This window comes from Bradyrhizobium canariense (assembly GCF_900105125.1).
Lineage (GTDB): Bacteria > Pseudomonadota > Alphaproteobacteria > Rhizobiales > Xanthobacteraceae > Bradyrhizobium > Bradyrhizobium canariense_A.
Genome location: NZ_LT629750.1, coordinates 630,116 through 654,209, shown reverse-complemented (window position 1 = coordinate 654,209; position 24,094 = coordinate 630,116). Strand labels below are relative to the sequence as shown.

26 protein-coding genes and 1 tRNA gene are annotated in these 24,094 nt (G+C 59.1%); 6 read left to right on the top strand and 21 right to left on the bottom strand.

What is annotated here, in order from left to right:
- Positions 1 to 226 precede the first annotated feature (226 nt).
- The 9 genes from rplL to BLV09_RS03185 form a co-directional block, all read right to left on the bottom strand.
- Positions 227 to 604: a 50S ribosomal protein L7/L12 gene (rplL, locus tag BLV09_RS03225; protein WP_100382426.1), complete on the bottom strand. Its 378-nt coding sequence runs from the start codon at positions 602 to 604 to the stop codon at positions 227 to 229.
- 53 nt (positions 605 to 657) lie between these two features.
- A complete protein-coding gene (gene rplJ / locus BLV09_RS03220; RefSeq protein WP_100382427.1) occupies positions 658 to 1,176 on the bottom strand; it encodes a 50S ribosomal protein L10 in 519 nt (172 codons plus the stop codon).
- 571 nt (positions 1,177 to 1,747) lie between these two features.
- On the bottom strand, positions 1,748 to 2,701 hold the full coding sequence (locus BLV09_RS03215) for a 2-hydroxyacid dehydrogenase (RefSeq protein ID WP_146686297.1): 954 nt from the start codon (positions 2,699 to 2,701) through the stop codon (positions 1,748 to 1,750).
- Positions 2,702 to 2,779: 78 nt separating this feature from the next.
- Positions 2,780 to 3,472, bottom strand: a complete 693-nt coding sequence (gene rplA / locus BLV09_RS03210) for a 50S ribosomal protein L1 (protein WP_100382429.1) — start codon at positions 3,470 to 3,472, stop codon at positions 2,780 to 2,782.
- Between the two features lie 6 nt (positions 3,473 to 3,478).
- On the bottom strand, positions 3,479 to 3,907 hold the full coding sequence (gene rplK / locus BLV09_RS03205) for a 50S ribosomal protein L11 (protein WP_100382430.1): 429 nt from the start codon (positions 3,905 to 3,907) through the stop codon (positions 3,479 to 3,481).
- A gap of 153 nt (positions 3,908 to 4,060) precedes the next feature.
- A complete protein-coding gene (gene nusG, locus BLV09_RS03200; RefSeq protein WP_100386935.1) occupies positions 4,061 to 4,591 on the bottom strand; it encodes a transcription termination/antitermination protein NusG in 531 nt (176 codons plus the stop codon).
- A 23-nt stretch (positions 4,592 to 4,614) separates the two neighbouring features.
- Entirely contained in the window at positions 4,615 to 4,806 is a 192-nt protein-coding gene (secE, locus tag BLV09_RS03195) for a preprotein translocase subunit SecE (RefSeq protein ID WP_079603871.1), read from the bottom strand.
- A 264-nt stretch (positions 4,807 to 5,070) separates the two neighbouring features.
- Positions 5,071 to 5,442, bottom strand: a complete 372-nt coding sequence (locus BLV09_RS03190) for a hypothetical protein (protein ID WP_146686296.1) — start codon at positions 5,440 to 5,442, stop codon at positions 5,071 to 5,073.
- A 71-nt stretch (positions 5,443 to 5,513) separates the two neighbouring features.
- A tRNA-Trp gene (locus BLV09_RS03185) sits at positions 5,514 to 5,589 on the bottom strand.
- 209 nt (positions 5,590 to 5,798) lie between these two features.
- Between BLV09_RS03185 and BLV09_RS03180 the strand changes: the two genes are divergently transcribed.
- A complete protein-coding gene (locus BLV09_RS03180) occupies positions 5,799 to 7,022 on the top strand; it encodes a serine hydrolase domain-containing protein (protein WP_146686295.1) in 1,224 nt (407 codons plus the stop codon).
- Between the two features lie 104 nt (positions 7,023 to 7,126).
- Here the strand turns inward: BLV09_RS03180 and BLV09_RS03175 are convergent, their stop codons facing one another.
- On the bottom strand, positions 7,127 to 7,894 hold the full coding sequence (locus BLV09_RS03175) for an SDR family NAD(P)-dependent oxidoreductase (RefSeq protein WP_100382433.1): 768 nt from the start codon (positions 7,892 to 7,894) through the stop codon (positions 7,127 to 7,129).
- Between the two features lie 84 nt (positions 7,895 to 7,978).
- Positions 7,979 to 8,719 (bottom strand): histidine phosphatase family protein, encoded by a 741-nt coding sequence (locus tag BLV09_RS03170; RefSeq protein ID WP_146686294.1) that lies wholly within the window; start codon positions 8,717 to 8,719, stop codon positions 7,979 to 7,981.
- Between the two features lie 121 nt (positions 8,720 to 8,840).
- Here BLV09_RS03170 and BLV09_RS03165 point away from each other — a divergent pair, with 121 nt between their 5' ends.
- The 3 genes from BLV09_RS03165 (at position 8,841) to BLV09_RS03155 (ending at position 12,563) form a co-directional block, all read left to right on the top strand.
- Positions 8,841 to 9,626 carry an SDR family NAD(P)-dependent oxidoreductase gene (locus BLV09_RS03165; RefSeq protein WP_146686293.1) on the top strand — a complete coding sequence of 262 codons (786 nt, stop codon included), beginning with the start codon at positions 8,841 to 8,843 and terminating at the stop codon, positions 9,624 to 9,626.
- Positions 9,627 to 10,590: 964 nt separating this feature from the next.
- A complete protein-coding gene (locus BLV09_RS03160; protein WP_100382436.1) occupies positions 10,591 to 11,052 on the top strand; it encodes an SRPBCC family protein in 462 nt (153 codons plus the stop codon).
- A gap of 191 nt (positions 11,053 to 11,243) precedes the next feature.
- Positions 11,244 to 12,563, top strand: coding sequence for a serine hydrolase domain-containing protein (locus BLV09_RS03155; RefSeq protein WP_146686292.1), 1,320 nt, complete (start codon positions 11,244 to 11,246; stop codon positions 12,561 to 12,563).
- Positions 12,564 to 12,752: 189 nt separating this feature from the next.
- Here BLV09_RS03155 and BLV09_RS03150 read toward each other — a convergent pair whose 3' ends face one another.
- The 4 genes from BLV09_RS03150 to BLV09_RS03135 form a co-directional block, all read right to left on the bottom strand.
- Positions 12,753 to 13,718: an NAD(P)H-dependent flavin oxidoreductase gene (locus tag BLV09_RS03150; protein ID WP_146686291.1), complete on the bottom strand. Its 966-nt coding sequence runs from the start codon at positions 13,716 to 13,718 to the stop codon at positions 12,753 to 12,755.
- 41 nt (positions 13,719 to 13,759) lie between these two features.
- The gene (locus tag BLV09_RS03145) at positions 13,760 to 14,413 is read right to left on the bottom strand and encodes an HAD family hydrolase (protein WP_146686290.1); all 654 of its coding nucleotides are present in this window, start codon (positions 14,411 to 14,413) and stop codon (positions 13,760 to 13,762) included.
- A 516-nt stretch (positions 14,414 to 14,929) separates the two neighbouring features.
- The gene (locus BLV09_RS03140) at positions 14,930 to 15,424 is read right to left on the bottom strand and encodes a DoxX family protein (protein WP_146686289.1); all 495 of its coding nucleotides are present in this window, start codon (positions 15,422 to 15,424) and stop codon (positions 14,930 to 14,932) included.
- 109 nt (positions 15,425 to 15,533) lie between these two features.
- Positions 15,534 to 15,989, bottom strand: coding sequence for a VOC family protein (locus BLV09_RS03135; RefSeq protein WP_146686288.1), 456 nt, complete (start codon positions 15,987 to 15,989; stop codon positions 15,534 to 15,536).
- 483 nt (positions 15,990 to 16,472) lie between these two features.
- On the opposite strand from BLV09_RS03135, the gene BLV09_RS03130 reads away from it, so the two are divergent.
- Positions 16,473 to 16,883: a DoxX family protein gene (locus BLV09_RS03130; RefSeq protein WP_146686287.1), complete on the top strand. Its 411-nt coding sequence runs from the start codon at positions 16,473 to 16,475 to the stop codon at positions 16,881 to 16,883.
- Positions 16,884 to 17,291: 408 nt separating this feature from the next.
- On the opposite strand, the gene BLV09_RS03125 is transcribed toward BLV09_RS03130, so the two are convergent.
- From BLV09_RS03125 to BLV09_RS03115, 3 genes are all read right to left on the bottom strand, one after another.
- Positions 17,292 to 18,422, bottom strand: coding sequence for an FAD-dependent monooxygenase (locus BLV09_RS03125; RefSeq protein WP_146686286.1), 1,131 nt, complete (start codon positions 18,420 to 18,422; stop codon positions 17,292 to 17,294).
- 38 nt (positions 18,423 to 18,460) lie between these two features.
- Positions 18,461 to 19,198 carry an SDR family oxidoreductase gene (locus BLV09_RS03120; protein ID WP_146686285.1) on the bottom strand — a complete coding sequence of 246 codons (738 nt, stop codon included), beginning with the start codon at positions 19,196 to 19,198 and terminating at the stop codon, positions 18,461 to 18,463.
- A 642-nt stretch (positions 19,199 to 19,840) separates the two neighbouring features.
- Positions 19,841 to 20,716: an aldo/keto reductase gene (locus tag BLV09_RS03115; RefSeq protein ID WP_146690965.1), complete on the bottom strand. Its 876-nt coding sequence runs from the start codon at positions 20,714 to 20,716 to the stop codon at positions 19,841 to 19,843.
- Between the two features lie 441 nt (positions 20,717 to 21,157).
- Here BLV09_RS03115 and BLV09_RS03110 point away from each other — a divergent pair, with 441 nt between their 5' ends.
- Positions 21,158 to 21,913: a hypothetical protein gene (locus BLV09_RS03110; protein ID WP_146686284.1), complete on the top strand. Its 756-nt coding sequence runs from the start codon at positions 21,158 to 21,160 to the stop codon at positions 21,911 to 21,913.
- 653 nt (positions 21,914 to 22,566) lie between these two features.
- On the opposite strand, the gene BLV09_RS38705 is transcribed toward BLV09_RS03110, so the two are convergent.
- The 3 genes from BLV09_RS38705 to BLV09_RS36960 all read right to left on the bottom strand — a co-directional run bounded on the left by BLV09_RS38705 (position 22,567) and on the right by BLV09_RS36960 (position 24,047).
- Entirely contained in the window at positions 22,567 to 23,190 is a 624-nt protein-coding gene (locus BLV09_RS38705; protein WP_433994375.1) for a GFA family protein, read from the bottom strand.
- Between the two features lie 128 nt (positions 23,191 to 23,318).
- Positions 23,319 to 23,513, bottom strand: coding sequence for a hypothetical protein (locus BLV09_RS03100; protein WP_100382449.1), 195 nt, complete (start codon positions 23,511 to 23,513; stop codon positions 23,319 to 23,321).
- Positions 23,514 to 23,666: 153 nt separating this feature from the next.
- A complete protein-coding gene (locus BLV09_RS36960) occupies positions 23,667 to 24,047 on the bottom strand; it encodes a hypothetical protein (protein ID WP_167558611.1) in 381 nt (126 codons plus the stop codon).
- Positions 24,048 to 24,094: the final 47 nt, after the last annotated feature.

Genomic DNA, 24,094 nt, shown 5'->3' with positions numbered 1-24,094 from the left:
CCCAACGGCTTGCGCAGGAAACGCCGCCGTTCCCGCCACCCACCGTGTTTTCGTGCTGTCGTCCCGATATGGGATGACAGTCGTGGAGATTCGAGGGGTAAGTTCCCGAATCCCCACACATTCTTGTGTACGACATGATCCGGATGGAACCGGACCACATCTTCGGAAATCCGGGATCGCTCGGCTTTGCCTCGCCTGCCCCGGATTTCCCTCAAATAACCCGTGGTTACTTGAGCTCGACCTTGGCGCCAGCCTTCTCGAGCTGGGCCTTGAGCTTTTCGGCTTCGTCCTTGTTGACGCCTTCCTTGACGGGCTTCGGCGCGCCTTCGACGAGGTCCTTGGCTTCCTTGAGGCCGAGACCGGTGATGGCACGGACTTCCTTGATGACTTCGATCTTCTTTTCGCCAGCGGCGGCCAGAACGACCGTGAACTCGGTCTTTTCTTCAACCGGAGCAGCGGCAGCGCCGCCACCGGCCGGACCGGCTACCGCAACGGCGGCAGCGGCGGACACGCCCCACTTCTCTTCAAGGAGCTTTGCGAGCTCGGCAGCTTCGAGCACCGTGAGGCTCGAGAGGTCGTCGACGATTTTCTGTAGGTCAGCCATTGATCTGTTTCCTTAAACGTATTGGTTCGAACCAGGTTGATGTGCGAAGGGCGTCAGGCCGCTTCGCTCTTTGAGGCATAAGCCTGGACGACGCGCGCGAGCTTGGCCGCGGGCGCAGTCGAGAGCTGAGCGATCTTGGTCGCCGGCGCCACAAGGAGGCCGAGGAGCTTCGCGCGCAGTTCATCGAGCGACGGCAACGCGGCAAGCGCCTTGACGCCGTTAACATCCAGGACGGTTTTACCCATCGATCCGCCGAGAATGACGAACTTCTCGTTCGCCTTGGCGAATTCGATGGCAACCTTTGGCGCCGCTACCGGATCGTTTGAAGTCGCGATCACGGTCGGTCCCTTCAGCAGGGAGCCGATGGCAACGACGTCAGTGCCTTCAAGAGCAATTTTGGCGAGACGGTTTTTCGAGACCTTCACCGACGCGCCCGCCTGCTTCATCTGCATGCGCAGCTTCTGCATCTGGGCCACGGTGAGGCCGGAATAGTGGGCGACGACCGCAACGCTGGTGGCCTTGAAGACCTCGTTCAGCGACTCGACCGCGTCCTTTTTTGCCGCTCTTTCCACAGCAAGCTCTCTCCGGTTGGCGATCCCAGCCTTAACGGCAGGACCGCCGGGTTACACCCATCGCCCCGCCCAACACCTGACCTCAAGACACCAGTCCAAAGGACACGCCGGGCAAGACGACATTAAAAAGCCTGCCCTCCCGAACCTGATGGCGCGGGGTGTCGAGGTTCGAACCAAACTACGTTACGCCGCGAGAGGCGACGCAAAGCGAAATCCGGTCTTCACCCGTCTATGCAGGCCATGCGATTAAGCCGTTGGAAAAACTTGCGTTTCACCGCGGGCGCCTGCAGTCTTGGACAGGATCGAGGTTATCCGGCACGCCGGAACACCCCTGCTCGCATTCCACCAAGGCGACGGGTCCCTTCCCTTTCGAGCAATCCATACGGACGTCCTGAAAGGAATGGTCTCCTGTCGTATCGGGTTTTCGGAATGCGAACACAGACGGGCCAGCGAGAGCCAGCACGTCCGGAACGGATCGTTTAACGAGTCTTTTCCGGCTTGCCAAGAGCAAAATTCGCACCAATTTGGCATATCGCCATTTCAGCGAATTTTGTCCTCGAAACAGCCCTTTTTAGCCGCCCTTCACTGCATAAGGCAGCGGGCTACCGGCGAAATACGCCCCGAGATTGGCCATCACGCAATCCTGCATCGCGGTATGCGACTCGAGCGTGTGGCCGCCGATATGCGGGCTGAGCACGACATTCGGAAAAGCGGTCAGCGCATCCGGCGGATGCGGCTCCTTCTCGTAAACGTCGAGGCCGGCGCCGGCGATGGTCTTGCTTTCGAGCGCTGCGATCAAAGCCGCCTGATCGATCACCGAGCCGCGCGCGATGTTGACGACGTAACCGTCCTCGCCGAGCTTTTTCAGAATGTTTGCATCGACGGCGTGATGGGTATCGGCGCCGGCGCGAACCGCAATCATCAGCACGCTGCACCATTCCGCCAACGCGTCGAGGCTCGGGAAATATCGATAGGGCACATCGTGCTGGCTGCGGCTGAAATAGCCGACCTCGCTCTCGAACGCCGCGACGCGGGACGCAATCTTGCGGCCGATTTCACCCATGCCGTAGACGCCGATGCGGCGGCCGGGCATGCCGGGTTGCGGACGCATCATCGGCGATGGTTTTGTGGCGGCCCAGTCGCCGCTCCGCACGTAATTGTCAGCGACCAGCAAACGCCGCGTCGCCGCCAGCATCAGGGTCACCGCGATGTCGGCGACCGAGGATGCATTCGCACCCGGGCTATGGCCGACCGTGATCTTGCGCTTCCTGGCCGCCGCAAGATCGACGCCGTCGTAGCCAGTGCCGTAGCAGACGATCGCGCCCAGCTTCGGCATCATGTCCATCATGTCACCGCCGAGCGGCGTGCCGCCCGCGGTGATCATGGCGCGAATGTCGGAGAGCTGGTCTGCCGCAAAGACTTCGTTCGGCGGCTTGCCGCCGGCGTCCAGAAGCTCAAAACGCTCGCCGATGCGCAGCATCAGGGCCTTGGGAAAACGTGAATAGATCAGGACTTTTTCGGGCATCGGCGGATTTCCCTCAAACGCAAGGGGCGGAACTGGTTGCCCAATTCCGCCCCTGTTCTCATGCTTGTCTCTGAAACCTTAACCGAGCAGCGTGCCCGGCTCAACCTTGACGCCCGGTCCCATGGTCGAGGAAACCGCGACGCGCTGGATGTAGGTGCCCTTGGAGCCGGCGGGCTTCGCCTTGGCGACCGCATCGGCGAGCGCCTTGACGTTCTGCACCAGCTTGTCCTCGGAGAATGACGCCTTGCCGATGCCGGCCTGCACGATGCCGGCCTTCTCGACGCGGAATTCGACCGAGCCGCCCTTGGCGCCCTTGACGGCCGAAGTGACATCCATGGTCACGGTGCCGATCTTCGGGTTCGGCATCATGCCGCGCGGGCCGAGCACCTTACCGAGGCGGCCGACCAGCGGCATCATGTCGGGCGTTGCGATACAGCGATCGAAATCGATCTGGCCGCCCTGCACCTTCTCAACCAGGTCTTCGGCGCCGACGACATCAGCGCCCGCAGCCTTGGCCTCTTCAGCCTTGGCGCCGCGTGCGAACACGCCAACGCGCAGCGTACGGCCGGTACCGTTCGGCAGATTGACGACGCCACGAACCATCTGGTCGGCATGACGCGGATCGACACCGAGATTGATCGCAATCTCGATGGTCTCGTCGAACTTCGACTTGGCGCGCTCCTTGACCATCTTGATGGCATCCACCAGCGGATAGAGCTTTTCGCGGTCAACACCCTCGCGGGCCTTATTCAAACGTTTTCCGATTGCCATGGTCCGTTACCCCGCAACTTCCAGACCCATCGAACGGGCAGAGCCCTCGACCATCTTCATGGCCGACTCGACGGTATCGCAATTCAGATCCTTCATCTTCTTCTCGGCGATCTCGCGCACCTGCGCTTTGGTCACCGCGCCGGCCTTGTCGCGGCCCGGAGCTTTCGAACCGGACTGGATCTTGGCCGCCTGCTTGAGGAAGAAGGACATCGGCGGCGTTTTCATCTCGAAGGTGAAGGAACGATCGGCATAGATCGTGATCACCACCGGAATCGGCGTGTTCTTTTCTTCCTTCTGGGTCTGCGCGTTGAACGCCTTGCAGAATTCCATGATATTGAGACCGCGCTGACCAAGCGCGGGACCGATCGGGGGCGAAGGATTCGCCGCACCGGCCGGCACCTGCAATTTCAGGTATCCGGTCACTTTCTTTGCCATGTATCACTCCTGTTGTGCCGGACGATGCCGGCGGGTTCAGGTTTCGTGGTTCGGATGAAAGCAGTTGGCGACTACCCTACCCTCCCACGGCCTCTCTTGCGAGAAAACGCACTTCGCGCTTTTGCACGAAGCGGCGCTTCACGCCATTCTCGATCAGACCTTTTCGACCTGACCGAATTCCAGTTCGACCGGCGTGGCGCGTCCGAAGATCGACACCGCGACCTTCACGCGTGAGCGCGCCTCGTCGATTTCCTCGACCACACCGGAGAACGACGCGAATGGACCATCGGCCACGCGCACATTCTCGCCGATCTCGAAGGAGACCGAGGCCTTCGGGCGTTCGACGCCTTCCTGCACCTGGTGCAGGATCCGCATCGCTTCGGCTTCCGAGATCGGCATCGGCTTGTTTTCCGCGCCGAGGAAACCCGTCACCTTCGGGGTGTTCTTGATGAGATGGAACGCCTCGTCGGTCAGTTGCATCTTCACCAGCACGTAGCCCGGGAAGAACTTGCGCTCGGCGTCGATCTTGCGGCCGCGGCGCACTTCCGTGACCTTTTCGGTCGGCACCAGCACCTGCTCGAACAAATCCTCGAGCCCGCGTTGCTTCGCCTGCTCGCGGATCGATTCCGAGACCTTCTTTTCGAAGTTCGAATAGGCGTGAACGATATACCAGCGCTTGTCCATCATTCCAGTTCCGGCGCTTGCCATTAATGAATGCCGAGCAAAAAGGTAACGAGATAGCGGATGATCTGATCCGCGGCGAAAAAGAAGATCGAAGCCAGCGCGACCATCACGAACACCATGATCGTGGTGATCGTCGTCTCGCGGCGGGTCGGCCAGGTGACCTTGTTGGTCTCCGAGCGCACTTCCTGCAGGAATTTGAACGGGCTGAAAGCCATCGTTGTGATCCGCGTCCGTCGTGAGACGATTGTTAGATTTCAAGGAAATCCGAACAGCCCTCTAGCGCCCAACCCTCTCTCGAAGGATGAGCCGGCCAGCGGGCTCGATTGTTCGGGGGAATTCAAAGCCGCGCCGGATATCCGCAAAACGGGCCGGCAACAGGTCGCCGCTATCTACTGCCAGAAGGGCAAAACGTCAAGGTACGGGGTCCGCCCAGAAACGGCCCCAGCGCGGGAAGCGCCGGGGTCGCTTACTTCTTTGTTCTAGTGGTGATCGTGGCCGCCGCCGGGGCGTCCGCCACCCGGACGTCCTCCACCGGGCCTGCCAACGGGGCCGGGTCGTCCGACCGGCCGTCCCACGACTCGGCCAGGTCCGCCATGTCCCCAGCCATGCCATCCCACGCCGCCACCCCAGCCCAAGCCGCGGCGGAAGGCGTAGCCACACCAGTAGTAGCCGGGACCGCGCCAGCCGTCGTCATACCAGCAGTAGTTTCGTCCGCTGTAGATGAACTGGGTCTGTTCCACATCACTGGGGATTGCCGACGGCACGAAGCGGTCGAGGGGCATAGCTTTGGCCTGGCCGACCGCGCCTAGCAGGGCAAGCGAAGTCGACACGGCATAGATCCATTGTCGCATGGGTATCTCCGTTTTTTATTATTGAGGCTGGATGGCTTGAGATTGGATGGCTTGAGGCTCGATGACGCGACTGGCAGGGGCGGCAGGGCTCGAACCTGCGACACCCGGTTTTGGAGACCGGTACTCTACCAACTGAGCTACACCCCTACGGAACTAAGCGTCGTCGCCGATCCGCGCCGTTTCAAGCATAGGCAACGCCCCGATTGCAAGGGCGAAGCGGTCAACTCCTGTTCAAGTACCCCGTCAAACACCCAATTCAAGCCCCTATTCAAGAGATGGGTTCTGCGCCAAACTTGGTCACCGCAGCCAATGGGAATTGCCCCTCGCCGCGACAACAAAAGCAAACGGGAGAGACCATGAACCCGCAGATCGCCGCCAAGCAAACCACCGCCCCGCAAACGCCATCCCTCCCCCAGGCCAAGCCGGAATCGATCGGGCTTTCATCCGTCCGCTTGCAGCGGATGTCGGACGCGTTCAAGCGTGAGGTCGACAAGGGAAATACGCCTGGCGTGACCGTGCTGGTCGGGCGCCGTGGCCAGATCGGCTGGTTCGATGCGATCGGACGGCAAAGCCCGGCGGCAAGCGCACCGATGGCGCACAATACGATCTTCCGCGTGTTCTCGATGACCAAGCCGATCGTCTCCATCGGCATCATGATGCTGCTGGAAGACGGCCATCTTCTGCTGAGCGATCCCGTCGCGAAATTCATTCCGGAATTTGCCGACCAGAAGGTCGGGGTGGAGAACAACGGCAAGCTCGACCTGGTTCCGGTCAACCGGCCGATGACGGTCCAGGATCTGTTGCGGCACACTTCCGGCATCACCTACGACCACACCGGTAACAGCCTGGTGCAGCAGCTTTATCAGCAGTCGCGGCTGCGCAGCCGCAAGATCACCAACGCCGAACACGCCGCACTGGTCGCGAGCCTGCCGCTGATCTGCCAGCCGGGCGCGGAATGGAATTACAGCCGCTCCACCGACATCCTGGGCTGCATCCTCGAAGTCGTTTCCGGCAAGACGCTGGGTGCGTTCTTGACCGAACGCATTCTGGCGCCGTTGCAAATGACCGAGACCGCATTTCACACTGGCGAGGAAAATGCCGGCCGCCTTGCCGAGCCGTTCCCGACCGATCCCTGGAACGGCGAGAAGGTGCAGCTCTTCAACATGCTGGAAAAACCGGCGATGGAATCCGGCGGCGGCGGCCTGGTCTCCACCACCATGGATTACGCCCGGTTCTGCCAGATGCTGCTCAATGGCGGCTCGCTCGACGGCAACAGGATCGTCGGCCGCAAGACGCTGGAGCTGATGGCCTCCGATCATCTCGGCCCCAACGTCAAGGTCCAGGGCGCCATGCTGCCGCCCGGCCACAGCTTTGGTCTCGGATTCGCCGTGCGCACCCAGCAAGGTATGGCGCCGTTTGCCGGTTCGGTTGGACAGTTTTTCTGGAGCGGCGTGGCCGGCACGTTCTTCTGGATCGACCCGAAGGAGGACTTGTTTGCCGTGTTGATGTCGCAAGGCCCCGGCCAGCGCGAATATTTCCGCACGCTGGTGCGAAGCCTGGTGTACGCGGCGGTGGAGTGACCGTCATTTCCGGGGCAGCCCATAGGGCTGAACCGGGAATCTCGCGCCGCATCTCCAGATTCCGGGTTCGCATCTGCGATGCGCCCCGGAATGACGCGAAAAACTCAACTGATCGTCGCGCCGCCGTCGATGACCATGGTCTGCCCGGTCATGAAGTTACCGGCCGCCGATCCCAGGAACACCGCGGCGCCCGCGATCTCGTCGGGAATGCCGATGCGCAGCAGCGGCGAGCGCGCCGTCGACGCCTTCAGGTTTTCCGGATTGTCCCACAGCGCCTTTGCGAAATCGGTCTTGATCAAACCCGGCGCGATGCAGTTCACGCGAACATTGTGCTTGCCATATTCGCAGGCGAGATTGCGCGCGAGCTGCATGTCGGCCGCTTTCGAAATCGCGTAGGCGCCAAGGATGGTGGAACCCTTCAGCCCACCGATGGACGACACGATGATGACAGAGCCGTCCTTGCGCTCGATCATCTGCGGCACGACCATGCTGGTCAGCCAATTATTGGCGACGATGTTGTTGTCCAGAATCTTGCGGAACTGGTCGTCGGAAATGCCGGCGAGCGGACCATAATACGGGTTTGATGCGGCGTTGCAGACCAGCACGTCGATCTTGCCGAAGGCGCGATTGCTTTCGTCGACCAGGTGCTGAAGGTTTTCCTTGCTGGAGATATTCGCCGCGATCGATGCCGCGGTCCCCTTCCCGAACTTGTCGTTGATCTCCTTGGTCACCTGATCGCACACATCCTGTTTGCGCGACGAGATCACCACCTTGGCGCCATGTTCGGCCATCCGCTCGGCGATGGCGCGGCCGATGCCGCGCGTGGAGCCGGTGATGACGGCAACCTTTCCCGACATATCGAACAAGCTCATGTCTCCCTCCCACATATTGATCCGGCATCGCCGGTTGTCGTTGCGATCAACTTTAAGCGAACTGGCGATCTCAGGCCAGCTTGCTCAGGCCAGCTTGCTGGCCGTGGCGATCTCCGGCCCTGCCGGCTGATGCATGGCGTTGTGGGCCGCATCCGCCATCCACGGCTGCTGGTTGACCATCGGGATACGCCAGCCGCTGTGGCCGTCGCTGGTAAGATGATCGAGCCGTGTCACCGAGCAATTGTCGATGGTGAAGGCGAGCCCCCGCTCCGGCTGGTTGCCGAGCGCAAGGCCGACGGCGGCCTTGATCGTGCCGCCATGCGCCACTGCGATGATGTCCTTGCCGGCGTGCTCGTTGTTGATCCGTTCGATCACGCCGCGGACGCGGTTGTAGAGATCCATGAAACTCTCGCCGCCCGGCGCCGGATCGTCGATCGGCGCAAACCAGTAGCTGCCGACTTCGATCGGGCGGCTCGCGAAGAACGCCGCGCGATTCAGCCCCTGCCATTCGCCGAGATTTTGTTCGGCAAGCGCCGCCTCCTGCTGCATTGTGGCGGGCTTGGGAAATCCCGCAGCCCAGATCGCATCGGCAGTCTGGTGGGTGCGCTTCAGGTTGCTCGAAAACCAGACCGCATCGCGCGGCAGGATTTTCGCCACCGCCTCGAACACCTCGCGATCGCTGGTATCGCAGGCGAGGTCCTTCTGGCCATAAATGCAGCCGTTGTCTTCGCGGACCGGCGCGTGACGCACCCACCACCATCTGGTCGCGACCACGCCTGTGGGAACGGCATGCTGCAGAACGAATGGCTTGTCTGGATTGGACATCTCGAAAACCCTTCAATAGTGTTTGACGTCCGCTGTACGTGAGACCGGATGCGGTCTCAAGAGAATCCCGAATTCCGTATGACGGCATGCGCTAAAATCAGAAGTAAGCAGGGAGAAACTCATGGGCCGCCTCGAAGGCAAATCCGTCATCATCACTGGCGCGGCAAGCGGCATCGGAAGGGCGGCTTCGCTGCTGTTCACCAAAGAAGGCGCCAAACTGATCGCGGTCGACCGCAGCGAAGCCGTCAAGGAGACGGTCGATCAAGTGCACAAGGCCGGCGGCATCGCGGAAGCCGTGATCGCCGATGCCGGCTCCGAGAATGACGTCAGGGCTTTCATCGACAAGGCCGTGTCGAAATACGGCAGGCTGGACGCGATCTGGGCCAACGCCGGCATCAGCGGCGGGCTGGTGCCGATCGCCGAACAGACCGTCGAACACTGGCAGGAAATCCTCCGCATCAACCTGATCGGTCCGTTCCTCGCGATCAAATATGCCATGCCGCATATGATCAAGCAGCAATACGGTTCGATCGTGTGTACGGCTTCGGTGGCGGGCCTGAAGTCCGGCGCCAGCGGCCACCCCTACGCGGCAAGCAAGGCTGGCGTGATCAGCCTGGTGCAAACCACAGCCTATTCGCTCTCCGGCACCGGCGTGCGGATCAACGCGGTGTGCCCCGGCCTGATCGAGACCGGCATGACCAAGCCGGTGTTCGACCGCGCCAAGGAAAGAGGCACCCAGGACAAGATCGGCCAGCTCAATCCGTTGAAGCGCGCCGGCCAACCGCACGAACTCGCGGCGATGGGATTATTCCTCGCCAGCGATGAGGCGTCCTATGTCAACGGCCAGGCGTTCCCGGTCGATGGCGGCCTCACCGCCTCGATGCCGTACGCGGGAAAGCCGATTTAATCACTCGATGCGTTCCCTCCCCCCTTGTGGGGGAGGGTTAGGGAGAGGGGTAAGCCGCACACACTGGCGCTTGCGGTACCCCCCTCTCCAGCTCTCCCCCACAAGGGGGGAGAGAGCAGAGTGTGCTCCGCGGCAACAGCCGTGTACCTCCGATTTGATTTTCAAAGAGCCGGCGTGAGTCAACATTCTCGCGGCGTGGATAGCGCCCGAGTTGTGCCTGAAGAAGCCCTCTGACAACAGAGGGCGCAGGGCGACCCTTAAGGAAGGGCGCAGGGAAAGCCGGGTGCCCACTGCACCCGCGGCCTCGCGTGCAAAGTAGATAAGCACACGAGTTAGTCACCACAGGTTCACCGGAACACCCGGCTTTCCCTGCGCGATGGTTTTAACGGTTTCCTTCGTGCTCTCCCCGGTGACCGGGCTTTCTTGCCACCGTCATCGGTGTGATGCGAAGCGACATCACTTGCGTGATGCGCAGGCATCATCGACCAACTTGACGCCAGCGTCGGGGCGTCAGGACCACACGACTTCGCCGTCCGCAAAAGTGCCGCCCGTCCGCGCAAGGATTGCGCTCGACACTTTGCGTCCATCGCATCCCGCACCCAACGTCCGTGACGATCGCGATACGCCCCTCTGGCGAGGCGGGACAGCAGGTCAATAAAACTGCGTCTAGCAAGCGGAGAAGCGGAATATTTTTCGCTGAAGGACTGGACACCAAATTCGCGAACAGCCCGTCGGGCAAATCAGTCATCCAAATCAGCCATGGGCCGTAGCCCGCATGAGCGCAGCGAGATGCGGGACCAAAGCGCGCAATTGGTTCCCCGATATCGCTTCGCTCAACCGCCCTACGCTCACCAAATTCGAAGTCGAGTGCTTTGCCGTGTTCAGGTGGAGCGAGACTTGGGATGTGTTGGGTGTAAGATCGCCTAGTTAAAGCATCTGCAAAAAACACATAGGGAGGAGTTTCATGCGTTACACGGCTCTTGCTGCAATAGCGGTGCTCGGCATTTCGACCGCCTCCGCTTTCGCATTGGATTCAAACGTTACCATGACGTCGTCGATGTCGACGGACGCACTTTGGAAAAAAGTAGGCGACTTTTGCGGGATCGCCGCATGGCATCCAGCGATTGAGAAATGCGTCCTCAGTGCGGATGGCAAGCAGCGGACGCTCTCGTTAAAAGGTGGTGGAACCATCGTCGAGGCGCTGGAGAACTGGGACAACGCCAATCGCAGCTACACGTACACCATCCTGTCAAGTCCGCTGCCGGTCGCGAACTATCACTCGACCATTAGCGTGGCTGGAGACCCCAAGGGTTCGGCATTGAAATGGATGGGCACCTATGATGCCAAAGACGCGTCGGACGCCGATGCTAAAAAAGTAATCGACGGCATCTACGAGTCTGGTGCCAAGGTGCTCACCGGCATCTGATCGTCCGATGCGATCGGCACTGTGCTGTCTTGGTGACAGGGCCTCGGAGCAATCCGAGGCCCTGTCATCGATGCACTTACGGCATCTGTCAGGTTCGGCCCGCGCGTCGGTTTTTGTGCCAACAGGAGACATTCCCCCTTGAAGTTTCCGTTAGCCTGAGTTTCTACTTTCAAAGAGCTTCGAGGCATTCGATGTCGGCAGAGCTACTCTCGCGCCGTAAGACTGTTGCAGCGTTGGCCGCTACAGCCGGGTGCGTATTAGCCGGTAGCTCTTCCGCTAGCGCGGAACCGGATTTTCACGGCCCAGCGCAAAACTGTACCGGTCCGAGCTTCTCCGCGACCGGACCGAACGCCGAACTTTACGGTGCAGAGGAGGACTACCCGCTCCCCGATATTGTGGAAGCGCGAAGGCGGGGCGACCCCTGGGAGCCCAAATATCGTGTTGGCGTATTCACCCATCTCGATCAAATCTATCCAACACGGCTCATCGAGCGGGCCGCAGCGCCCTGGAAGTTCAAGTGCTCGACAGCACAGATTTACTACGATTTTCGCGGAAGCCGCTTTTCGGCCATCGACTACGCATCGCGCAATCCGGTCACCGGGCTGTTGATCGCCAAGGACGACCATATCCTCTTCGAGCATTATCAATATGCTCGAACCGATCACGACCGTTTCGTATCTCAGTCGATGGTCAAGTCGATCATTGGGCTGTTGATTGGCATCGCAATCGCCGAGGGAGCAATCAAGTCAGTCGATGACACTCCGGAAGCCTATGTACCCGGCTTCAGGGGAACCGAGTACGGCAGGACGTCGATCCGCGATCTGCTGCACATGTCCTCTGGCGTCGATTTCGGGGAAACCAGAGATGGAGGACGCGACCTCAATCGCCTGTGGAACGGCATGGGGATCGCGTCTCCGACCACGAAGATAGGAACGGTCAATAGCATTGTACAATTCAATCAACGCATAGCCCCAGCGGGAACGAGATTTTACTACGCGAGCATAGAACCCGATGTGCTGGGTATGGTGCTTCAAAGCGCGGTTAACAAATCAGCGTCCGACTATCTGCGCGAGAAGGTGTGGGAGCCGGTTGGTGCGGAAGCGGATGCCAGATGGTTGATAGACGCAGAAGGAATTGAGCTGGCGCACTTCGGCTTCAATGCGGTGCTGCGCGATTATGCCCGTCTCGGTCGTTTGCTGGCCCATAACGGCGCATGGGGAGGCAAGCAGATCGTTCCGGCGCAATGGATGATCGATGCGACGACGGTACGCGCTTCAGACACTTATCTGCTGCCGGGTAGGGCAACGAAGAAGTTCGGCTATGGTTATCTCTTGTGGTTGTTTCCCGGTGACAGGCGTCAGTTCGCATTTATTGGATACAAGGGTCAGTATGTCTGCGTTGACCCGACCTCTAAGCTTGTCATGGTGCAGACCGCCGTTGAGGCTCCCAGCGCCGACGACAACGACGAGACGTGGGCCTTGTGGTCGGCGCTGGTCGATCAATTCGGCTGAACACAATGTTGCTCTGATAAGAGCTCCGCTACTTCCGATATCGGTCAATCGCGTCGGTTCGACAGTTGGTTCGGCGCTTCCGGCCTTCCCCGACAACCGGACATCTTCAGAGTCGGCTGGGGTGTCTCCAACATGCCCAGAACCGGACGGGCCGGGGCCATCACGCAAACCCAACGGCCAGCTAATCGCCTATGGGATTCCTTGCGCGAGTTCTTCGACTATCGTTCGCGCGGGTGCGACTGAGTTCACGAGGCCCACGGCTTCGCCCGCGTAAAGCGCCATCGCGCCGGCATTGCCGACGACCTCGCGCGTAGGTGACCCAAAGTGATAGCGTGGGATTCCGGTCCCGTCGGCGCGTTTTGCGACGATTTCGCCTTCGCCGGGGCGATGTGGCGGGAGCGGACGTCCGGCCGCCTCCCAGCTTCTCGTGGTAGCGTTCTTCAGGCTGCGGAGCGGAGCGTTGGGCCAGCCGACGTCGAAAAGCTGCGAGTAAAGCGTGTCCTCACCTGAAGAAGCCAGAACGCGCTCCAGATAATCGGCGTGAATGTTGGCTTCCTGTGCGGCAAGAAATCGCGTGCCGACCCAGACACCAACGGCGCCGAGATCGACGGCAGCTTTTACGCCTCTGCGATCCGCGATGCCGCCCCCGGCCAGAACCGGCAGTGGGGTCACCGCATCAACCACCTGCGGAACCAGGGTCATCGTACCGAGACTGCCGCGCACGTGACCACCTGCTTCCATGCCCTGAGCGACGATCAAATCGAAGCCTGCGTCAGCGGCTCGCTTGGCATCATCAACCGAACCGATCACTTGTATGGCGACGGCGCCGGCGGCCTTGACGCGGCCAAGGTGGGGGGTCCCATCGCCCCAGAAAAAGGAAATGACGGGCACGCCGTGTTCGAGCGCAATGCCAAGACGCTCGTCGATCGGGAAATCCAGCACGAAGTTCGCTCCGTATGGCCCCGTCGTCAGCGATCGCATCCTGAGCAAGAGCTCACGAAGCTGGTCCGGACTGCGCCAGGTACAAGCGAGATGACCAACGCCACCGGCTTCCGCCACAGCGGCGGCTAGTTCCGCGGAAGCGATGGCGCCGATCGGCGCCTGAAACACCGGACTTCTGATGCCAAGGCGCTGGAACAGTTGGGGTAAGGGCATGAGAATCTCCTTGCCAAGGTAGAAAGCGGGTGGCTCGCCGCTCAGAGCCTCAGGAGCGGCGCGAGCTCCCTCAAGCTGCTCAAGAACATGGTGGCCGGCCACGGTTCGAAGTCGTTTCGCGTTGCCGCACCGGTGAGGACGGCTGCGAACGGAATCCCGGCTACCGCTGCAGCTTCAGCATCCACCGGGTGATCGCCGACGTAGAGGCTGTCACCGCTTTGCACGCCGAGCTTATCGAGGGCCTTCACCAGACCTTCCGGATCAGGTTTGTGGCGCATCACGTCCTCGCCACCGACAATGACGTCGAAGACTTCCGACAGCCCGGCGCGCGTCAGAATGGTTTCGATCCGGTATCTGAATTTAGTGGAAACAATGCCGGTCTTGATGCCGGCGGCCTTCAGTTGATCGAGTGTCTGTGCCACATCCGGAAATACCGACGTCAATTCGACCATCCTGAGGTCCGCCCGCTTCACAAAATTGAGCGAAAAATTTTGCGCGAGCGCCGGGTCGGTCAGACCGGTCAGACTGGCCAGCGTAGCCGGAAGACTAAACCCGATGGTGGCGCGGATGGCTTTCGGCTCCGCATGAGGCAGCGCCATCGCCTCAAGAGCATAGTTGATGCACTCGACCGCACCCAACGTGGAATCGGCGAGGGTCAGATCGAAGTCGAATAAAACAGCTCGCTTACTCATCATTGCACATCTCCGTCCGACATCGCGAACGACAGGTCAAGAGGCGCGGGACACGCAATTCGCTCAAAACGCGGGTTGAGCAAAAGATGGCGAGACTGCACAGCACGCGGCCTGCGACGGTCGGCGCTTTATCGCGGCTCCCACCCGCCACGAGAACGTCTCTGGAATATCGCGAGCGAAAGGCGGTCCGAGAGGCCGAAACCGAAACACAGGAGGCCTACCCGCTACATTATCAATAGCAACGCTACTATTTCAGTAGCACATGTCAAGTCATGTAGAGGTGCGGAACGCCGATGGTCGCCGGGAGCGAGCAAATCAATGACATTTCGCAGTCCATTGAGATCGCAGAAGGGAATAATAATGTCGCTTTTGGGTAGTCGTTGAGCGACCTGCCCTCGCCGCTTTTCCCTCAACAGCAGACATTTGCACGCGCGACGGTTGCGTCAGCCTCGTGCCAAAGGCAGAAGTCGCCACGTTGGCGAGACGCCGCTCGGGAAGTCGCAAGCCGATGTTCTCACTTTAGCCAATCCAGCGCTTCAAAAGCTGATCGACGGAAACCGGGCCAGCGCCGGCCGTAATGAAATAAAACAGCATCAATGCGTAGATCAGTTCCGGCTGGTAAAGCCAATCGTCGACGCGATCTGCCGCGTCAATCGGTTTGTAGCTCGCAACCACCGTCGGAGAGCTCGTCAAGAGGGCTACCGAACAAATGACCAGAAGGCCGAGGGCGGCCAGCGGTGTGAGAAATCCAACCGCGACGCCCAGGCCGCCAAAGAATTCAACTCCCGGAACAAACCATTGCAATATGCCAATATATGGGATGCCAAGGCCCCTCAGCGTCTCTACAAATGTCTTATGTCTTTCCTTATTCGTGAGCTTATGAACTCCGGATAGGACGAAGAACGACCCAAGCGCAAAGCGCATCGCCGCGATCGCAGGCAATGTTCCTCCAATTCCGTCAAGCAAGATGTCTCGCACGGTTGAATGCCCTTGCGCTGCGACGATGCCGGCCACTTGACCAGGGCCTCGCCCGCGCCTGGCTTGGTACCCGGCATATCCTGATATTCATCACTTCCGGAGCGCCGTACGCGGTCACCACAGATGCTTTGATGTGTCGTGCCGTTTAGCCGTAAGCGACGCCCGGATTGCTTTGCCCAACTTCTATAATGTAACCATCAGGATCGCGAATGTAGCAGCGCGTCTCGCCGTACTTGGGCTTCGGCTCCGTGATGAACTCGGCCCCTCGACTTTGCCAAAGTTTATAACACGCTTGAATATCTGCGACGCGGATATTCATAAAGCTGCTGACTAAATCGGGATTGGCGGGGACGCTGAGCGTTACCAATGGTTTGTCGGGTGTCGGACCGCCCCCGGGGTTAACAAGGAGCCACGTGTTCGCGATCTGGATGTACCCCGGCGCGCCGCTGCTGTCGCCTCTGCTCAGAATGCGACCTCCGAAGACCGTTTCGTAAAATCGTAGCGATCGCTCGACGTCGGCGACGGTGAGAAAGTGCGCCACGGTAAACCCATCCTGCGGCGGCATCTGATAGCTTTTCTGCTCGACTTGTACTTGGTTCATAGCCGGCTCCAATTCGGATATGGTATTTCTCCGTTCGCCAGAATACGTCGGGCGGTATGCTTTAGCAGTGAACTGAGCGAGGCAGTGTGGGGACGTCGTTGGCGCAGACGATGCAGAAGCGCCGCGACAATTTCACACCCTGCGACCTGGCGAGTCCGTCGATGCTTTCAACGCCGCTGTGGTTGAGAGTCTGCACCAGCGGCAACCATCGACATTTGCTTATTTCGATGTCTTTTTGATGTTCTGATGAAACCCTCGGTGGCCCGGAAAGGCGCCCGCATCGCTGGCGAATGAGCCGCTGGGGTCAGACGGTACAGCAAGGCGTACTTTTCGGCTCTCGTGTCTCGCGAGCTCAATGACGTAAACTGAGGAATTCAAGTTACATGCATAACCGGTGGGTATCTGGAAACGCATCTCGGAGGCGGCTCTTACGGCCGGTTTCAGCGTCGAAACGACGAGAAAGCAGAGGACGAGGCCAGCGTCATGGAAAACGACATTAACGATGGAGTCATTCTCGCGGCGCGCCTTCTTCTCGCGACACTCTTTTTGATTTTCGGCTGGAGAAAACTGATGGACTATTCCGGCACGGTAAGCCGTATGGTGCAGGACGGCGCGCCGATTCCGGTACTGGCTACTCCCGTAGCGATCTTCATGGAGCTTCCGGTTGCGCTTGCGGTCGCTGTTGGAGCGTTCACGCGTCCTTCATCTGCGCTCTTGGCTTTATACACGCTGGCAAGTGCGCTCATTGCGCATCGCTATTGGACAATGACCGGTGCGAATAAAATCGACAGCATGGAAAGCTTTTACAAAAACCTCAGTATTACGGGAGGCTTTCTGCTGCTTTACATCACAGGTGCGGGGAAATATTCGATCGATGCCCTATTGGGATTGTAAGAGATCTGTTCTCTCCGGGCAAAAGTCTAACTAATTTCTCGCGTGGCGCCGCGTGCGTCTGATCCCTCTGACCGCCGCGATTCCCAGCGACGAGGTCAATCCTGACCTGCCTCTCAAGCTCCAAGCGGAATGGCCCGGTATCTTGGCAAGAACACCTCAGGTCCGAGATGGGGCATTAGCAGAAGTCGTCGAGCGCCCTGCCCTCGTCCGTTTTTCCCTCAACGGCAGACATTTGCCCGCGCGACGGTTACGTCAGCTTGTGCCCAGAAGCGAGCATGGCGGATTTCTTGCATTTACGAAGGCAACGCCGCAATCAGCTCGCGCGTCTTGAGGATGGCGTGAGCATATGTCGGGCCGTTCAGCTCGTGTGCCGCAGCGCTCTGCCTCCGCGATGCGTCGATCAGCGATCTACGCTGCCAGCGGCGTGGTCCATGCGTCGTAAGCGTATACCCAGTCGGTATCCGTCTTGTCCTTGAGCCAGGTATTGGTTCGCGACGTCTGTTGAACCAGCGAAGTCCGCGGTTTCCGGCTCGCTTCAAATCGTCGAAACGCATTCGCGACGCCGTCGCGATCGACGCCTGCGAGGCACCGCGAAAGCACCGCAGCATCCTCGATCGCCATCGCGGCGCCCTGTGCCATATAAGGCGTCATCGGGTGGCATGAATCGCCCAGCAAGGTCACGTTTCCCAGGCTCCAGCGATCAAGTGAATCACGATCGACCAGCGCCCATTTGTGCACATCCGGACATGCGGCCAATACCGTTTCGACCTGGCGGTCGAAGCCTTCGAAGGCCGTTCGTAACTCCCTGACGTCGCCTTTGGCGGACCAGGACTCGATCTTGAAATCAGGCTCCGGCTGGCTGGTCACGAAGTAGACTTCGCTGCGGTCAGGCTTGACGTAATAGATCACGATGTGTCGATCTTCGCCCCACCATTTGGTGCAATCGTCGATCTTGTATCCGTTCAGCAGCGCCGCCGGAAACGTAGTCCGGTAAGCGATGCGCCCGGTATAATTCAATGACGAGGCGCCGAACATGATGTCCTTGGCAATCGAATGCACACCATCCGCAGCAACGACCGCATCCGCGACGGCGGTGGCCCCGTTGGCAAAGGTCAATCTGACGCCTGCCCCGGTTTCGTCCAGCCCGACCAGCTTGTGATCCTGCTTGACGCAATCCGGGGGTACAGCGCTCGCCAACGCGGCATGCAGGTCGCCGCGATGCGCCAGCAGATAGGGTGCGCCGAATTTCTGTTCGGCTGCCTCGCCGAAGATCATGTCGAACTTCACTTCTCCGGTCCGCCAATCCCGGTTGTTCCAGGAGCGCGGGTAGAACGATTGTTGACGCAGCCTCTGCTCGAGGCCCAGGCCTCGCAGAACCTTCATGGCGTTGCAGCCGATCTGGATTCCGGCGCCAAGCCGGCTGAACTGCGCGGCCTGCTCGTATACCGTCACCTTCGTTCCGATACGTCGTAGTGCCGCCGCCGACGCCAGGCCACCCATTCCCGCGCCGATAATTGCTACCGATAGTGATTTTGTCATCGATTTACATCCACCAGAGGGACTTCGGATTGGCCACCCTAGCTGGGCTGCGCAGTAGGCCGTATCAGGATCTCGTTGACGTCTACATTGCCTGGCTGCCCGATGGCATATGCCATTGCGGAAGCTATCGCTTCCGCCGGAATAGCCATCTTTCGATAATCCTCGACCCGCTTTTTGACGGCTGGGTCAGATATCGTCGATGCGAGTTCGGATTCGACTGCGCCCGGCGAGATGATCGTAACCCTGATCTTGTCGCCCGCCTCTTGCCGCAAGCCCTCGGAAATTGCGCGCACGGCAAATTTGGTGGCGGAGTAGACGGCTCCGTTCGGGCCGATCCGATGACCGGCCACGGATGAAACATTGATGAAATGCCCGGAATTCTGCTTCCGAAACACCGGCAGCGCGGCAGCTATGCCATAGAGAACGCCCTTGATGTTGACGTCGATCATCCTGTCCCATTCCTCGACTTTCAATTGATCAAGCGGCGATAACGGCATCAGGCCCGCATTGCTGATCAAGACGTCGAGGCGCCCGAAGCGATCCTGCGCTTTTTTCACCAACCGCTCGAGGTCCTCACGCTTGCTGACGTCGATGACCTGGAGGTCGGCCTCGCCCTGTTTCTTGCGAATGTCCGCTGCGATGATTTCGAGCCGATCTGCCCGGCGCGCTCCGAGAACGACCTTGGCTCCAGCCGCGGCCAATAGTCGTGCGACGGCCTCGCCAATTCCGCTGGATGCTCCCGTGATCGCGACAACCTTTCCTTTGACGTCAAACATTCTTCACCTCTTGAAGCATCTCGCGCTGATTCCACGAAGCCGTATGGTGGTGCGGGGTTGGAGTTTGGCAATTTCCACAATCGCTGTCGTGCGACCGCTCGCAGCAACCATATTCCTTGGCGGCAGCCGTTCTTGTTCTTGCCGCCACTCTCCCTTGGGCCCTCGGTAAAGAGTTCAACCGCAAGCCGTCAAATTGACTCGCTATATTCGCATGAATATAACGTTATCAGTCGATAAATAGCAAGTAGCCGCAGGGTTCGGCCGCGCCGTCCGGTTCGCGTGAGAGCTTCCCTTGGTTTCGCCGGGATGATGGCAAGGTCGGTGCGGATCACGGCACGGCGGTTGGATCATCAGCGGCGAACGTCCCACGCTGAACGATAAGAACGGTGGCGTCGTCCTTCCACGCGCACGACTTGCATCTCGTGCATCCGTCTCCAGCCATATGGACAGAAGTTGTTCGTTTCGCTGCAAGCAGAAAGCGTCGCGAGTTCCATGGTCGCAACAGGCAACATTGATGCTTTCGAAAGCCGCCGATTATCGCGAAGTCAAAGACTTAAAATGGACCACCAACATAGCGACTGCAGATTAAGTCTGCAGCTTGGCGCAGCCGCATGTCCACCGACAAGGAAATTGCGGATTTCGTCAGTGCTCAGCCTGCTTCTTACCTGCTTGATCGAGCGCGACGAACTCGTCGTCAGATAACGTGATGCTTGCAGCCGCGACGTTTTCTTCCAAATGCTTCACCTTTGACGTGCCCGGGATCGGCAACAACACCGAACTGCGCTTCAGCACCCAGGCCAGCGCGATCTGGCTCGGCGTCGCCCGATGCTTGGCAGCCAGGTCATTCAGCAGTGAGCCCGGTTTGGTGAGGTCGCCCGCTGCCAGAGGAAACCAGGGAATGAACCCTATGTTGTGCTTCTCGCAATAATCAAGCACGGCCTCGCTGCCGCGATCGACAAGGTTATAGCGGTTTTGCACCGTCGCAACCTTGAATATCCTGGAGGCCGCTTCAATCTCTGCGACCGAAACTTCGCTTAAGCCTGCATGGCGGATCAACCCTTGCTGAAGCAGCGAACGAATCGCTTCAAACTGCTCTTTGCTCGGCACGCCCGGATCAATGCGATGCAGCTGCCACAAGCCGATCTGCTCGACGCCAAGCTGCTTCAGGCTCTTGTGCAGTTCTCTGACCAGATAATCAGGCCGTCCATTCGGCACCCAATTGTTCGGCCCGGGCCGCTCAAGGCCAGCTTTGGTCGCAACCAGCATGCCCTTGTAGGGATGCAGCGCCTCTCGGATCAGATTTTCCGAGACATCGGGACCGTAGGAGTCCGCGGTGTCGACAAAATTCACGCCAATTTCCGGCAACCGCTTTAGCGTCCGGATCACTTCCGCGCGGTCCCTTGGTTCGCCCCAGATTCCATCACGGGTGATGCGCATCGCCCCAAAACCGAGACGATGTATCGCGATCTCGCCGCCAATTTTAAAGGTACCGGATTGGGAAGCATCGAGTGTATCCATGGCCCCTACTCCTTCGCTTTCCATTCGAATTTCTTATAGCCGCCGGTCATCGCATCGCGCCACTCGAGGGTCGTGCCGCCAGCCGCCGCCAGTGAGCTTATGCGTCTGCAATGCGGTTGACCACCCGGGTCGTCTCAGAGCCATTGACATAATTGTGTGCGCCACAGGCGAAATAGCCGTTCGAACATAACGCCGACGTCCCCGCGAAAGCGCGGACCCATCACCGCCGGCATGATGTGTGGATCGGATTGCGGCCTCAGCAGCACTGACATTCGCGGTCGTGAGTCCGGACCCGCCGCCGAAAGATGATTGTAAAATGCTACTGCAATCTTCGGTAGCAATTCACGATCTTTCAAACTATCGTCTCGAGGATTGGGTGACCTGGCGTTCGTCGCAAGTGCGCCAAGCAACGAACGCATTTTGATGTTGGGGGAAACAAAAATGAGCCAGGCCGAGGGCCCGCCAGACCTGCCCTATCCGAAGCTGCCGTTCTGGGACACCGTCAGCCTCTCTTATTCATCCTATTTTAATCATTTCATCGACGCATTGCGGGCATCTTGGCTGTGGCTGATCGTGGTTGCCGGGCTTATGGGTTTCGCGAGTTGGCACCAATGGTCCTGGATGGCCACCGCCATCGCGGGCCTGAAGCCCGGCCTGCTGCCCCCAAAACCCTTTGAAATGGCGGTGCTTCTGAACCTCGCCAATTTCCTGATGCTGCTTGCCGGCGTGAGCATCGCAGTCGCATGGCACAGACTCATGATTCTGGACGAACGTCCTGGCTTAAGCGGCAGCAACGTCGCGACAAAGAACCTGTGGCGGTACGTCGTCATGGCCATTGCGCTGTTTCTGACCCTGTTCCTGCCTGTGGTAGCGATTATGCTTCCCGCATTCTATTTCCTGTTTCCGGCGTTGGCAGGTCGAACCTCGCTGGCTCCGGGATTTTTGCCGTTAATCCTGATGATCCTTGTGGCTTACGTGGTGGGTACCGCCGTTACCCTTCGCTTGACACTGCTACTCCCGGCACGGGCGATCGGGGACACCGACCTCACCTTCAAGCAGACGTGGAACCGCACCCGCGGAAACATCTGGCGGCTGTTTTGGGGCATCGCGGTCACGACGATACCGCCTTTGCTGATCGCGCAGATTGGCTTCCTCACAATAATCAGGGCCCCTAGTCCCGAACTTTGCGGGCGATGATTTCGTGGCACGAATGACCGCTTCAAGCACAGTCTTTACCGTTTACTATCTGCTCATCGTGCCGATCGGGATCGGCTTTCTCTCTCACGCCTATCGGCATTTCTTCCAGGCGAAGGTACAGATCGCGGAATAGAACGAAAGCCGCGATGCGCAGTATTATGCATCAAATAGCGAGTGCCAACTGGGGGCGCTTTGGTTCACCAAAGTAGGGCTGGGGATTTGTTGTCTGCTGATTACATTTTTGTTGCGGCCATTGCGCTCGTTATCGCGTGCAACTTCTATTTTGGACCACGCATCAAGAGAGAGCGCGTCGCGATGCAATGGGGAAGCGACGGTAAGCCGACATGGTACGCCCCACGACTGGTAGCGATCTGGTGGATGATACCTTTCATGATCGCTGTCCGGTCCGTTATATGGCTGGCTTCGATGTACGATACAAAACGCGTTCACGGAGCCGAATTAGGCGTCGTGCTTTTGTCGGTGATAAGCGCTGCGTCGCACATATTCGTTTTGAAGATGGCGGGAAAAGCGGATTAAGCTGCCAGAAAGTAGTCGGTCATCGTTCGGGCGTTCGTCCGCTTTGGGCCAAACGATGCAGCCGGCATGTCGCAAAAGTGCCAACAAGAGACACGCGCGGCGCAACAAACATATGTCTAGCTTCGTGAGTGCATCAGTTCGAAGAACTCCGATAGCTCTGGCATGGTTTCATACTGCGGGACGCTGGAAGAAGTCGCATCCCACGAAGCCTTGGAGCCGATAAACAAATGTGCTCCAACCTCCAGGCTAACGTTGTCATCGAGTAGACCTGCGGGCACCCAGTAATATGACGTAGTCCTCAGCGGGTTTGGGACCGGAGAACCACATCGCGAGCAGAAGTCAGAACGAAAGCCTGTTGGTTTGACGTAGGAGGAGATTTTCTCTTGTCCGGAAATCCAGCGAAAATTGTTTCCTTCCGCAAGGATTGCTGAATTAGAAGAAGACCCCCCTTGTTTGCGACAAAGTGAGCAATGACACTGATAGATTTTGGTCGGATTACCAATAAGTTGAAACTCAACCTCTCCGCAAAGACAGCTGCCTCGCACGGCTCCCCCCAAAAAAAGTTCGCGGATAGGAGAATAATCTATAGCATAAATATCAAACACGTCATGTGCACTACATCGGAAATGCGGCGTATCGCGACCCGATATGACAAACTCGCCACTAAGTATCTGGCCATCATTGAGCTCCCGCCAATCCGCATTTGGCTGACCGCGACTTCCGTTTCGGGTCAAACGCATCGGTTTGACGATGCGCCGATCACTTCCGTTCTTCCCCTATGAACAGACATCGGCAGCACCGGTCGGCATGTCTCAAAGGTGCCGTACTCGGAAGTCGACACTCCTCATCAATCACCGATCTATCGTGCTCAATCCATGTCCCGAAAGGCGTGCCCGTTGGTTTGGATCGTCTTCACAAGGTCTGGCGGCAATTCCGCTCGCGCTGCAGTGCCATCAAATATCCATTCCTTGGGATCGGCCAGATCGGGGAGACCCGCCCCTTTATTCACGTAGAGGCCAACCGCCGGCTTTTGCGGATTAATGTAAAGATCGTATTCCTGCATTGGGTGTCTCCTCTTCCGACTCGATAGTAACGTGATGCGCGATCAGGCCGTGCAGTGGCCCACCGATTACGACACACGTGGCATTGGTCGTAGCAGCGGTCTATCAGATAGACCTCAAGAGAAGCAGCGACCAGCGCGGCCTGAGCCGTGACCCTACCGCATTTGTCTCGGGAGTTTGCCATCGGCGCTCGTCCGTGTCAGGCGCTTCGCTTGGGTGTCGTACGGATCATGCCAATGGCGACTGATGAATTTAGCCTGCGGCGACGACATGGGCCTCGACTGTTTTGGTTCATCCAGACTTTCGAGACGATCATCAGCAGGAGCGACATAGACTGCATCGACTTTCGCGATTGCGGGAGCGGCATCGTTCGCCGGTACTTTGTTTAGTGGGAGCCGGTCGGACTTGCCGCCCGCACTTACCTGCGTCGTATCGGCTGGGCGCGCTTGTGACACCTTGGCGGGCGCTATCTTCGCCACAGCAACGACGCCCAGGCCAGCCAAGCAAAGCACCCCGAACGCTATCGTTCGGATCATGTTGGGCCCCCCACTCAGCCAAGACGGACCGTCCTTGCTAATCTCGT